General features: G+C 52.5%; 10 protein-coding genes. 8 read left to right on the forward strand and 2 right to left on the reverse strand.

Annotation, left to right across the window (positions count from 1 at the left end):
• Positions 1-68: 68 nt before the first annotated feature.
• The 5 genes from PAEVO_RS24795 to PAEVO_RS24815 all read left to right on the forward strand — a co-directional run bounded on the left by PAEVO_RS24795 (position 69) and on the right by PAEVO_RS24815 (position 7,135).
• Positions 69-1,754 carry a type 2 periplasmic-binding domain-containing protein gene (locus tag PAEVO_RS24795; protein WP_100540160.1) on the forward strand — a complete coding sequence of 562 codons (1,686 nt, stop codon included), beginning with the start codon at positions 69-71 and terminating at the stop codon, positions 1,752-1,754.
• 169 nt (positions 1,755-1,923) lie between these two features.
• Positions 1,924-2,814, forward strand: a complete 891-nt coding sequence (locus PAEVO_RS24800; protein ID WP_100540161.1) for an ABC transporter permease — start codon at positions 1,924-1,926, stop codon at positions 2,812-2,814.
• 21 nt (positions 2,815-2,835) lie between these two features.
• Entirely contained in the window at positions 2,836-3,714 is an 879-nt protein-coding gene (locus PAEVO_RS24805; protein ID WP_100540162.1) for a carbohydrate ABC transporter permease, read from the forward strand.
• Between the two features lie 40 nt (positions 3,715-3,754).
• Positions 3,755-5,827, forward strand: coding sequence for a beta-galactosidase (locus PAEVO_RS24810; RefSeq protein WP_100540163.1), 2,073 nt, complete (start codon positions 3,755-3,757; stop codon positions 5,825-5,827).
• A gap of 288 nt (positions 5,828-6,115) precedes the next feature.
• Complete coding sequence (locus PAEVO_RS24815) at positions 6,116-7,135, forward strand: glycoside hydrolase family 53 protein (protein WP_481856505.1); 1,020 nt, start codon at positions 6,116-6,118, stop codon at positions 7,133-7,135.
• A 74-nt stretch (positions 7,136-7,209) separates the two neighbouring features.
• On the opposite strand, the gene PAEVO_RS24820 is transcribed toward PAEVO_RS24815, so the two are convergent.
• Entirely contained in the window at positions 7,210-7,680 is a 471-nt protein-coding gene (locus PAEVO_RS24820) for a MarR family winged helix-turn-helix transcriptional regulator (protein WP_100540165.1), read from the reverse strand.
• Positions 7,681-7,894: 214 nt separating this feature from the next.
• Here PAEVO_RS24820 and PAEVO_RS24825 point away from each other — a divergent pair, with 214 nt between their 5' ends.
• The 3 genes from PAEVO_RS24825 to PAEVO_RS24835 all read left to right on the forward strand — a co-directional run bounded on the left by PAEVO_RS24825 (position 7,895) and on the right by PAEVO_RS24835 (position 11,326).
• Positions 7,895-9,235, forward strand: a complete 1,341-nt coding sequence (locus PAEVO_RS24825) for an MFS transporter (protein WP_100540166.1) — start codon at positions 7,895-7,897, stop codon at positions 9,233-9,235.
• A gap of 82 nt (positions 9,236-9,317) precedes the next feature.
• Positions 9,318-10,049 carry an ABC transporter ATP-binding protein gene (locus PAEVO_RS24830; protein ID WP_100540167.1) on the forward strand — a complete coding sequence of 244 codons (732 nt, stop codon included), beginning with the start codon at positions 9,318-9,320 and terminating at the stop codon, positions 10,047-10,049.
• A gap of 14 nt (positions 10,050-10,063) precedes the next feature.
• Positions 10,064-11,326 carry an ABC transporter permease gene (locus PAEVO_RS24835; RefSeq protein ID WP_100540168.1) on the forward strand — a complete coding sequence of 421 codons (1,263 nt, stop codon included), beginning with the start codon at positions 10,064-10,066 and terminating at the stop codon, positions 11,324-11,326.
• Between the two features lie 97 nt (positions 11,327-11,423).
• On the opposite strand, the gene PAEVO_RS24840 is transcribed toward PAEVO_RS24835, so the two are convergent.
• Positions 11,424-12,701 (reverse strand): BaiN/RdsA family NAD(P)/FAD-dependent oxidoreductase, encoded by a 1,278-nt coding sequence (locus PAEVO_RS24840; protein ID WP_100540169.1) that lies wholly within the window; start codon positions 12,699-12,701, stop codon positions 11,424-11,426.
• Between the last annotated feature and the right edge of the window lie 53 nt (positions 12,702-12,754).

Below are 12,754 nucleotides of genomic sequence, written 5' to 3' on the forward strand. Positions count from 1 at the left end.
GGATGCGGCTGCCGGCCCCTCTATAATTAAACATGTAATCCATAAGGTGGTAGAAGGGGGATTTAACGATGACCGCTAGCAGAAAGAAATGGTTCCCGATCCTGGCCGCGTCCTTGCTCCTGGCCGGATCCTTGGCCGGATGCTCCGGCGGCGAACCGAAGCCGGAAGCGGCGCAGCAGCCGGCCGAATCCAAAACTGAAAACGTCTACAAAGAGAAATACGATCCGGAAGTTACGATTACGACGGTATGGGGCGTTGATCCGACGCTGCAATTCAAGAATGGGGAAACGATCGAGAACAACGTGGCTACGAAGTGGGCAAAGGAGAAGTTCGGCATCAATATCAAATCGCTGTGGTCCATTACGGATACCAACGGCGCTTTTGCGACCAAGCTGCGGCTCGCCATGTCCTCCGGACAGGAGATGCCGGATATCGTCACGCTTGGCACCGAAAATCAGCAGCTGGCCCAGGATTTGATCGATTCCGGCATGTTTGCCGAGGTCGGCACGCTGTTTGACCAGTATGCATCGGAAACGTGGAAGAACGCAATGAATCTGGATTCCAATGTGTGGAATCAATACAGCCGGGACGGTAAGCGAATGGGGCTTCCGGTACTGGATTTTGCCTATAATCACGACTATGTATTATGGATCCGGCAGGATTGGCTGGACAAGCTGGGGATGAACGCACCGAAGACGATGGATGAGCTTGAGCAGGTGATGGATGCTTTCAAGAACCAGAACCCGTCCGGTCTTGCTCCGGATAAAGTCACGCCGCTGAGCATCGGCTTCAAAACGTCCATGAGCACCTGGATGGGCGATCCGTCATGGATATTCGGCGCTTATGGAACGCTGCCGCAGCAGTGGAACGTGGCTGAGGACGGAAGTCTGGAATACGGCTCGGTCCATGCAGGCATGAAGCAAGGCTTGGTGAAGCTGAACGAGTGGATGAATAAAGGATACATTCCGAAGGAAGCCGCACTGTGGGATGAGAACAAAACGGCGGAGCCGGCCGTAGCCGGAACGGCCGGCATCATTCCGGGGCCCTATTGGATGAGCGGCTGGCCGCTGATCGATACCGTAAAGAATGCGCCGGAAGCCGTCTGGAAGCCTGTGCAGATTCCGGCGGGCCCTGACGGCGTTGCGATGCGTCATGGAACGCAGTATACAAATGGCGTTACCCTGATCCATAAAGATATGGAGCATCCTGAAGCCTTCTTCACGTATCAAAATTACCTGTTCGATAACTTTGCCGTGTCCAAGGAAGGCGGCGAATTTGCCAACGGGCTGTTCGAAGGTTACGATTTCGAGCTCGATGCCAATGGCGAAATGGTGCCGAACGATCAGATTCAGGGCGGTTATGTCAATGTCGTCCGTTATTTGCTGGTCCGCGATGGGGCTCGGATTCCGGACGAGCAGATGAAAGCGCTGCTGAAGCTGGCGAAAGGCGGGAAGCCGGAGAGCCGCCTCGAAAAGGATGTGGCGGTCAATTATGGCAAGGATACGCCGGCCGCTGCGGAAGTGCTGCTCTCCCAAGAGGAGATCTCCAAGAAGAACATGTTTACGGGACCGGTAACCGCCACCATGAAATCGAAGTGGGATTATCTCCTGAAGATTGAGAACCAAACCCTGAACGAGATCATTTACGGCAAGCAGCCCGTTGAATCGTTTGATGCATTTGTGGAGACGTGGAAAGCCGGAGGCGGGGAACAAATCACCAAAGAGGTTAACGAATGGTACCAAAGCGTGAAGTAGTTGTGGTTACCAAGAAGGGCGGCCTGCCAAGAGGCCGTCCTTTTTGCTCCATCGGAGCGGCTGCAATTTGATTGCTATCGTGCCATGAATATTGGTTTTGTGGGCTACTGTGCTCCGTGGGACGGGTCCTATAATCAAGAGGTAGATTGATTTAACGGGAGGATCTTGGATGAAGAGGATGAAAAAAACATGGCCTTTCCACGTCATGCTGCTGCCGGCCCTTATCTGTCTGTTCTTGTTCAGTTATTTGCCGATGGGCGGCATCATTATGGCTTTTCAGGACTATAAGCCGTGGGAGGGCGTTGGCGGCTCCGCATGGGTGGGCTTGGACAATTTCCGATACTTGTTTGAAAGGCAGGACAGCATGCAGGTCATATGGAACACCTTTGTCATCGCGGTGATGAAAATCGTGTTCAATCTGCTGATTCCGTTCGTGTTTGCCATTCTGCTGAATGAAATCCGAAAAACGGCGCTTCAGCGGAGCATCCAGACGATGGTGTATTTGCCCCACTTTTTGTCATGGGTTATCCTGGGCGGAATTTTGATCGAAATGCTCGCGGTGGACGGCTTTGTCAACCGAATACTGGCCGCTGTCGGCATCGATCCGATCTTTTTTCTCGGAGACAATAACTGGTTCCGGTTCACGGTGATCGTGTCCGACGTATGGAAGGAGTTTGGCTACAATACGATTGTGTTCCTGGCTGCTCTGGCCGGCGTTAGCCCGACCCTGTACGAAGCGGCAGAGATCGATGGAGCGGGACGCCTGAAACAAACGCTACATATCACGATCCCTTCCATGATTCCCATCACGATCGTTGTCGGGACATTGGCGCTCGGCAACATCCTGAATGCCGGGTTTGACCAAATCTTCAACCTGTACAATCCGCTGGTATACGAGAAAGGCGATATCATCGATACCTTTGTATACCGTACAGCAATCCTGAATGGCGAGATGGGGTTCGGAACGGCTATCGGCCTGTTCAAATCCGTGATCAGCATGGTCCTTATTCTCGTATCCTACCGGCTGGCCTACAGGTGGGCGGGCTACCGTATATTCTAGCAGAGCGAAAGAGGGAGAGCCATGTACCATAAAACGATGGAATACCGCATATTTAACGTGTTTAATACCTGCTTGCTTGTCGCGTTGGCCATTCTCTGCATCATTCCGCTGCTTCATGTGCTGGCGATTTCGTTCAGCTCCAAAGCGGCTGCCGACGCCAGTCTGGTGGGATTATGGCCGGTCGAATTTTCACTGGAAGCTTACAAGAAAACGATCAATAACCCGGCATTTTTGCACTCGATCTGGATTTCGATTGCACGTACCGTACTGGGAACGGGTTTGACGCTCGCCGTAACCTTTCTGGCCGCATATCCGCTGTCCAAAGAGAACCGCGTCTTCCGCAGCCGCAGTGTTTATTCCTGGCTGTTTGTGTTCAGCATGGTGTTCAATGGCGGTCTGGTGCCGTTCTATATCGTGATTCAGAAGCTGGGCTTGATCAACTCCTTCTGGGTGCTGGTGATTCCCGGCACGGTGAACACCTTTCTGGTGATCCTGATGCTGAACTTCTTCAGGGGGATTCCAAAAGAACTGGAGGAAGCGGCTTTCATCGATGGAGCCGGCCATTTCAAAACGCTGTTTAAGATTTATTTGCCGATCTCGCTGCCCTCGATTGCCACGATTGCGCTGTTCAGCATGGTGTTCCACTGGAACTCCTGGTTTGACGGGCTGCTGTACCTGAACAATGCCAAGGACTTCCCGCTGGCCACCTTCCTGCAGACGGTCATTATCCAGCGGGACATGAGCTCGATGAGCATGAGCCCGAAGGAGATGGAGCTGCTGTCCCAGACGACGGTGAATGCCGCACAGATCTTTATCGGTGCGGCGCCCATCCTGCTGGTTTATCCTTTTTTGCAGCGTTTTTTCGTTAAAGGGATGACGCTGGGTTCTGTCAAAGAATAAGAGATGCGATCCTATCAGGAAACAGGAGGTTTAACTTACTATGAAACGAACGTTTAATCCGATTAGCCCGCGTGTTCCGCACATGCTGCATGGCGCCGATTATAATCCGGAGCAATGGCTCCGCTATCCCGAAGTGCTCGAAGAGGATATCCGGCTGATGAAGCTGGCGAATTGCAACGTGATGTCCGTCGGCATATTTTCATGGGTTTCATTGGAGCCCGAGGAAGGGGTATTTACGTTTGATTGGCTTGACGGCGTATTGGACCGTTTTGCCGCCAATGGAATCTATGCCTTTCTGGCTACGCCAAGCGGCGCAAGACCGGCCTGGATGTCGGAGAAGTATCCCGAGGTGCTGCGGGTGAGCGAGAAGCGCGTCCGTAACCTGCACGGTTTCCGGCATAATCACTGTTATACTTCGCCGGTCTATCGGGAGAAGGTCCATACGATCAACAGGAAGCTTGCGGAGCGGTACGGCAACCATCCAGCCGTCATCGGCTGGCATATCTCGAATGAGTTTGGCGGTGATTGCCATTGCGACTACTGTCAGGACGCATTCCGGTCTTGGCTGCAGGCGAAGTACGCCACGCTGGAAGAGCTGAATCATGCCTGGTGGACCGCATTCTGGAGCCATACGATTACGAAATGGAGCCAGGTTGAATCTCCGGCACCCCACGGGGAGACGCAGGTCCATGGAATGAACCTGGATTGGAGACGGTTTGTAACCGATCAGACGGCGGATTTCATCCGGCACGAAACGGAACCCCTCCGCAGGGTCAATCCATCCCTTCCCATTACGACCAACCTGATGGAATATTTTGAAGGACTGAATTACTGGAAGTTTGCCGATCTGCTGGACGTGGTGTCGTGGGACAGCTATCCGACCTGGCATGATCAGGGCGGAGATGATGCCGTTCAGGCAGCCCGTGTTGCCATGATGCATGATATCATCCGCTCGATCAAAGGCGGACAGCCCTGGATGCTGATGGAGAGCACGCCAAGTCTGACGAACTGGCAGCCGGTGAGCAAGCTGAAGCGTCCGGGTATGCATTTGCTGTCCTCCATGCAAGCCGTTGCCCATGGTTCGGATACGGTACAATATTTTCAATGGCGCAAGAGCAGGGGATCGAGCGAGAAGCTGCACGGCGCCGTCGTTGATCATGTCGGTCATGAACACACCCGGGTGTTCAGCGATGTGGCTGAGGTCGGGGACTATCTCAAGAAGATGGACGCCGTTGTAGGAACGGGGATTCCGGCGGAAGCGGCCGTCATTTTTGACTGGGAGAACCGTTGGGCCATCAATGATGCGCAAGGTCCGCGGAACAAGGGAGTCAAGTATGAGGAGACCGTTCAAGAGCATTACCGGGCTTTATGGAAGCAGGGAGTCCCGATCGATGTCATCGATATGGAACAGGATTTCTCCAAATATAAACTTTTGGTCGCACCCATGCTGTACATGGTGCGCCCAGGCGTGGGCGAGCGGATTCAACAATTTGTGGAAGAGGGCGGCACGTTTGTTGCAACGTATTGGTCGGGAATCGTCGATGAGTTTGACCTTTGCTTCCTCGGCGGATTTCCGGGTCCCCTCCGTAAGACGCTCGGCGTATGGTCAGAGGAAATCGATGCGCTCCATGATCACGATGTCAATGGGATCGTAACAAATGACGGAGGGGGGCTTGGCCTGGCCGAGGCTTATGAAGCCGTTGAGCTGTGCGACCTCATTCATCTGGAGACGGCGGAGGCACTGGCCGTTTACCGGTCCGATTTCTACGCGGGGCGGCCAGCCTTGACGGTCAATCAGCTCGGGAAGGGCCGAGCCTATTATATCGCCTCCCGGAACAGGGAGCCTTTTCATTCCGATTTTTACAAGAGGCTTGTTGAACAGACAGGCGTGCGCCGGGCGCTGCCGGTGGAGCTGCCTTCGGGCGTAAGCTCATCCATTCGTACGGACGGTGAGTCGGACTACATTTTTGTAATGAACTTCTCTGGCGAAGCGAAGCGGGTCACGCTGGACGGAACCCGGTACAACGATTTTATCTCGGGCGAAGCTGTGGATACGGATCTTGAGCTGGAACCTTATTGCGTGAAGGTTATCACGCGTAACGTAAGCATGTAAATGAATCCGTTAGTCCGCCAGACATATCCTCATATAAGGGCAGGTGCCAGCATGCTGGCACCTGTTTTTTTTCAGGAAGTATAAACTTCGGAGCAGGGACCCCTGATATCGCAAGAAAACCTTCTTCTGCACATTTTTATTTTGGCTTGGAAAAGGACCGGAAATGTTGGCATTATGCCCTGTGGCTTCATTTGGGTAACGCTTACAATAAGGGTGTCACTTGCGCAGTGAAGAAATGACAAAGGAGGTATCATGATGACTGAAGCTGTGAAAGGGGTTTGGTTCAAGATGTTTCTTTGCGTGTCGATGCTTGCGTTATCGTTTGGCTTTTCGTGTAACGGCTCCGCCGGGGCGGCGCCTGCTTTTGCAAAAGGGGCTGACATCAGCTGGGTCCCCGGTATGGAAGCTCAGGGGTATAAGTGGAAGGACAAGAACGGGGCTCAGCGCGATATTCTGGACATTCTGAAGAACGATTACCAGATCAATTCCGCAAGGATTCGGGTCTGGGTCAATCCCAATATGAATGATTATATGAACGGCTATCTGAATGCGGAAAAGGCGGTCGAGCTGGCTCAGCGTGCCAAGAACAAAGGCATGAGCATTATGCTTACGCTGCATTACAGCGATTCCTGGGCGGACCCGGGGCAGCAGAACAAGCCGTATGCCTGGCGTAATTTCACTTTTCAGCAGCTGATGGATGCGGTCTATTCCCATACCGTCTATGTGATGAACACCATGAAGAACGAGGGCGTTACTCCGGATTGGGTGCAGGTCGGCAACGAAACCAACAACGGGATGCTGTGGGAGGACGGCAAAGCTTCGGTGAGCATGAAGAACTACGCATGGCTCGTTAATACGGGGCATAATGCGGTGAAGTCTGTCAGCGGTTCTACCAAGACGATTGTCCATTTATCCAATGGCTACGATAATGAATTGTTCAAGTGGAACATTGGCGGCTTGATCAGCAACGGCGCGAACTTTGATATTATCGGTATGTCGCTGTACCCGGAAGTAAGCGATTGGTCATCGAAGGTCGATCAGACGATAGCCAATGCCAAAGACATGACGTCCAGGTTCGGTAAAAGCATCATGATTAGCGAAATCGGCATGGATTACAATCAGCCGGCGGCAGCCAAGGGCTTTATTCAGAGCATCAAGACCAAGGTGCGAGGTTTAGCGGGAGGTACGGGGCTGGGCGTGTTCTACTGGGAGCCTGAAGCAACGCCGGGATACAACGCGGGATACAACAAGGGGGCCTGGCAGGCGGACGGGAAGCCGACCATAGCCTTGGAAGGCTTTAAAGACTGAGCGTTTCTAACCAGTACATTCAATAAGAAGAACCCTGAATTCCGAGAAGGAGGAGGGTTCTTCTCTTTGCTTTTTCAGCTTTGCTGGCGTACGATTTGCACCTGTTCCGCATGTTTTCCCATTTTACTCAGAAGTCCAATCAGTTGGTGCTTTTCTTCCTCATCCAACCCACCGAGGGCATGCTGGATGTGACGCTCATGCAGGGGGTAAAGCTTCTGCATCAATTGTTCTCCGGGCGGGGTCAGCTCTGCGTAAATCACTCTTCTGTCCTCGGGACAGGGTTTGCGGCGCACATAACCTTTTTCGACGAGCTTATCAACCACATAGGTTACGTTTCCGCTCTGCAGGAGCAGCTGTGCCCCAATCTGCTGGATGGGCTGGCGGCCTTTATAGAACAGTACTTCCATTACGGCAAAAGAAGTTGGATTAAAGCCTTCGATTTTACTTCCATTCACGACATGCTCGTTGACGCTCTTGAATGACTTGGCAAACACCCGATACAGGTGCATAGCAAGCTGTGTATCGCATTCATGTGACACCTTCATACATTCTCCCGCCTTTGATATGGACTCATGTCCTGAATTACTTCAAATCTAAGATTACGCTGAAATGAATAAATTCAACATGTGATTTGTCACAATGCGGCCGAAACATTTTCATCCTGCGGCTCGATATCAGCTACACCTCCAGCCCGATACGCCCTCTGAACACCGATTCTATAATGAAATTATTCAAATGTGATGAAAAAGGGTGGGGAACATGAATCAAGCACAAATCGTGGAATCAGAGGGACTTCAACCGCTGCTGCGCAATCGGAACTATATGCTATTGATGGGCTCCCAGCTGGTGTCCAACATGGGAGAGTGGCTGTATATTATCGCGCTCTTAACGCTTGTCGGATTAAAATGGCAGGCCGCGCCTTGGGAAATAACGGCGATGACATTGTGCATGGCCATTCCCGTTTTGATTGGCGGCCCTGTGGCAGGATGGATCGGTGACAAGTATGACCGCAAAAAAATCATGGTGATATCGGACGTGGTCAGAGCTTTTATCTTGATTGGGGTTTTGTTTGCAGGCAATCTAATACAAATTTATATACTGCTGATCGTTAAAGGCTTGATGGATGTCCTGTTCTCTCCTGCCAAGAGCGGCAAGATCAAAGAGATCGTAGACCCGAAGCACATCGATCAGGCGGTGACGATCAGTTCATCGATCGAGCAGATGTCCAAAATCATCGGGCCTTCCTTGGGCGGACTATTGATGGCGTTATTCGGCATTCAGTTATGCTTCATCATCGATGCCGGGGCTTTCATCGTATCGGCGCTGTTTTTGCTTGGCGTTCCGGGTCGGAAGCTGCTTAAGCAGAAAGGACTGATTGGTGAGTCGCCAAATGAAGCGCGAAGCGGGCAAGACACACAGAAAAAATCCTTCTTCAAGGAGATCGGGGAAGGGCTGCAGCTGATCTATGGCATGCCGCTGCTGCTGGGCGGCGTCGTTACGATATGCGCAGTCATGCTGGTGCTGCAGATGGCCGATTCCCAGATCGTAACCTTATTCCGGCTGATCCCCGACGTATCGGATGATCTGCTTGGCTACTGTATTTCGGCCAGCGGCTTGGGCACGTTGATCGCAGCCATGTTTGTCCGCAAGCTGAGCTGGAACACGCTTGCCAAGATGGGCGTAGGCTCTGTCGCGGCAGGTTTGGTATTTGCCGTATGTGCCGTAGTGGTCGTGATCGAAATGCCACATCTGCTGCAAAGCGTAGTTTTGTTCGGTTCCTTCTTTTTGGCGGGTGCAGGCGGAGGCTTTGTGCTTGTTCCGTTCCAGATGCTGCTGATGAAGAGGACCCCTGAGCATATGACAAGCCGCGTATTCGGGACGGTCAACAGCCTTACAAGCGGTGCTGTGATCATAGGACCTACGCTCGGCGGCGCACTTGTAACAGGCATGGGACCTGTGCCGACTTATATCGTTGCAGGGCTTGGAACTGCTGCAGTGGGTGCCGCGCTCCTGTTATGCAAAAGCAGAATCGAACGGAAGGATGAGGATTTTGCCGCAAGGAGCGAAGGCCTCATGGTCCCTGAAACTTCTACGATATAATGAAAGAATGTTTCGCTAAATGCAACGAATTCCTGTCCATCTGCGTAATACTGAGAATAGGATTAACGGATGGGGTGTTAGGATGCATAAGATTCAAGAGAATGGACTTGAGCCCGAGCCGGTGCTGAAGGTGAATATTCAGCAGGCGGGTTACGAACCAGGCCGCCCGCGCATACGGGATATATCGTTTCAAGTGGTGCCCGGCGAGCTCCTGGGTTTGATCGGGCCGAATGGAGCCGGAAAAAGCACAACCATAAAGACGGTGCTGGGTCTGCTTAAGGATAGTAAAGCCGACGTCTATATTGCGGGCAATCCGCCCCGATATGCTTACGTTCCCGAGCAGCCCGTGTTTTACGAGGATTTGACGCTGTGGGAGCATCTGGATTTGGCAGCTGCCGCATTTGGAATGGATGATGAACATTTCGAGGCACAGGCCGATCAGCTTCTCCGTCAGTTTGGAATGGAGTCGGTGCGCAATGAGCTGCCGGGAGGCTTTTCCAAAGGAATGAAGCAGAAGATGATGCTGATGATTGGCTTTCTCTCCAAGCCGGACGTCTATATTGTAGATGAACCGTTTATCGGGTTGGACCCCCGGGCCACCCGAGATTTCTTGAATTTGCTGCTTGAGGAGAGAAGTCGAGGAGCCGGCGTATTGATGTCCACCCACGTGCTGGATACCGCAGAGAAAATTTGCGATCGCTTTGTGCTCATATCCGGAGGGCGGATTGCCTCGGAGGGCACGTTGGATCAAATCCAACAGGCCGCTGATCTTCCCGGCGCATCGTTGTTTGATTGCTTCGATGTGCTGACATGAAGGAGGTGATGGACATGGATCGCTCCTATCATTTTAGCCATCCTGGCGCCCTCTTTTGGCGAAGGGTGACTGCTCATTGGAAGAATCAACGCGATAATCTGGCAACCGTGGTCGACTGGATCGTGATGCTGTACATCATTGTTCCGGGTCTGCTCCTGGGAGGCGGGCTCTACCGCGAGTTATGGACGAGCCCGCTTCCCGTATGGGCACAATTCTTCCCGCTGCAGGCGGTGGTAGGCATCCTGCTCTTTATGTTCTCCGGCAGAGTGCTGCTGTTCCTGGAAGAGGCTGACGTATTGTTTCTTCGCCAGCAGCGGGGCTGGATGAAGGGGTTAATGATCAGAGGCATGGCGTACAGCCATACGGTCTCAGCGATCAAGGGATTGGTCGTCACCGTGCTTGTGCTGCCAATCCTGGTCAGGGAACACGAGATAACCGGCATTGCCCTGGTGACCTTGCTGGTGATTACGGCTGTATGCGCCTGGTGCGCGAATCTATCAACCGCTATGATTCGTTCCAGCTATAAAGGCTGGCGGAAATATATAATGACTTATCTCGTACGCTGGCTCTCATTCGGACTGCTAGCGCTGCTTGTTACATTTTGGCTTGAGTCCTATATGGTATTGTGGGCAGCTGCCTTGATTCTGCTCATGGTGTTATTGCTTCTCAGCCGTAAGCGGCTTGCCATGCAAGGGACCTTCATCGCAGATGCGCGTGAGGATGCAAAGACAAGGGTCCAGTTGACGGAGAAGCTGTTGGTTCAAGCCGTCGGCAAACCTCCAAGTGTACGAAGTAAAACCTGGTTTATGCGCAAGTCCGGCCGATTGTTCAAAGGTACACCGGAGAAGAGGCTGGCCGATGCGGGGTTAAAGGCGATTCTGCGCCACCCTGAGAGCTTGTTATTGTACATTCAGATTACGCTGGTCGGCATTCCGGCCGTCTGGCTGCCGCCGCCGATCATCAAAATCATCGTTTATCTTGCTCTGGTATTGATGATGTCGTATTGGCTGAATACAAGGTGGGCGGTGTTCGCCAAAGCGGAATTTATGCAGGTGCTCCCGTTTACGAATCAGCAGCATCGTTCGGCTGGTGTCCTCGCGGTGCGTACCTTGCTCGCTCTTCCCGCCTTTCTTTATTCGCTCGTGGCTGGACTAACGCTTTTACAAGGGACGATGGGATGGATCGCCGTGCTTGCACTGACTGTGCTGGCTGTCATGATCGCGCCATCGCTCATGTCTTGGCCGGTCTACAAGGAAGAGAGACACCCGCAGGAATAACAAAAAGCGCGCTGGATTGCTCCAATGAATGGGGCATACCAGCGCGCTTTATTTAAGATATCATAAAGTATAAACTTCGAAGCTATGGACGTTTTTCTTATGATTTGTTTATCGCTGCGGCTTCGGCTGCATGCTTGCCTGCGGTATAACCGGTCGCAAAGGCAGCCGTAATATTGTAACCGCCGGTGTATCCGTGAATATCCAGAATTTCACCGCAGAAGAAGAGGCCGGGCATCAGCTTGGATTCCATGCTTTTGGGCTGGATCTCCTTGAGGCTGACGCCACCGCCTGTCACGAAGGCCTCCTTCAGCGAACGGGTGCCCGAAGCGCGGAACGTGAACTTTTTTAGAATGGAGGCAAAGGTTGTCAGTGCTGTTTTGGATATTCCGCTGCAGATCATATCGCTATCGATGGACGACTTGGATAGCAGCAGGGGGATCATTCGTTCCGGCAGCACGCCTTTTAGCACGTTTTTGATGCTCTTTCTCGGCTCATCCTCCAGCCGCCCTTTGAGTTCGGCCTCAAGCTCTGCTTGGGAGCGATCGGGGAACATATCGATAGCCATGTCCACATTCACGATATCAAACTTCCGCTGCACCTGGCGGATGAACTGACTGCAGCGCAGCGCGATCGGACCGGACACCCCGAAATGGGTGAACAGCATGTCTCCCCGGTGGGCAATCACTTTTTTTCCTTTCGGATTCCAGACGGACAGCTCGACATCCCGCAGTGAAAGGCCTTGCAGCTCTTTAGAGGCAATAAACGGCTCGGTGGAGACGATAGGCACTTCGGTTGGATACAGCTCCGTGATGGTATGGCCTGCCGCTTCAGCCCATGGATAGCCGTCCCCCGTGGAACCGGTTTGCGGAACAGACTGCCCGCCGGTTGCAATGATCACGCAGGAAGACTTGATCGCTTCCCCGGATTTCAGCTCAATCCCGGCCGTCCTGCCGTTCTCATAGAGAACTCTCTTCACCGGACTGTTTGTCCGGATGTCGGTACCGAGCTCCTTCACTTTGCCAATCAAGGCATTCACGACGCTGGAGGCTTTATCCGTCACAGGAAACATGCGCCCGTTGTCTTCTTCTTTGAGGCGGATACCAAGCCCCTCGAAAAAAGACATGATATCCTTGTTGTTCCAATGCTGAAAAGCACTATATAAAAAACGGCCGTTTCCCGGGATGTTGGCAATCAATTCATCCTGTTCTTTGGCATTCGTCACATTGCATCTTCCGCCGCCCGATATGCCTAGTTTACGGCCTAGTTTATCTCCTTTATCGATCAGCAGAACAGAAGCTCCCCTTTCCCCTGCAGCCACGCAGGACATCAATCCGGAAGGTCCGCCGCCGACGACAATAATATCATAATCAAGCATGTTTGCTCATAGCTCCTTTGGGGGTATATCAATTAATAGATGAATCTTATTAT

It is taken from the genome of Paenibacillus sp. GM2FR (assembly GCF_002803325.1).
Taxonomy (GTDB): Bacteria; Bacillota; Bacilli; order Paenibacillales; family Paenibacillaceae; genus Paenibacillus_AQ; species Paenibacillus_AQ lautus.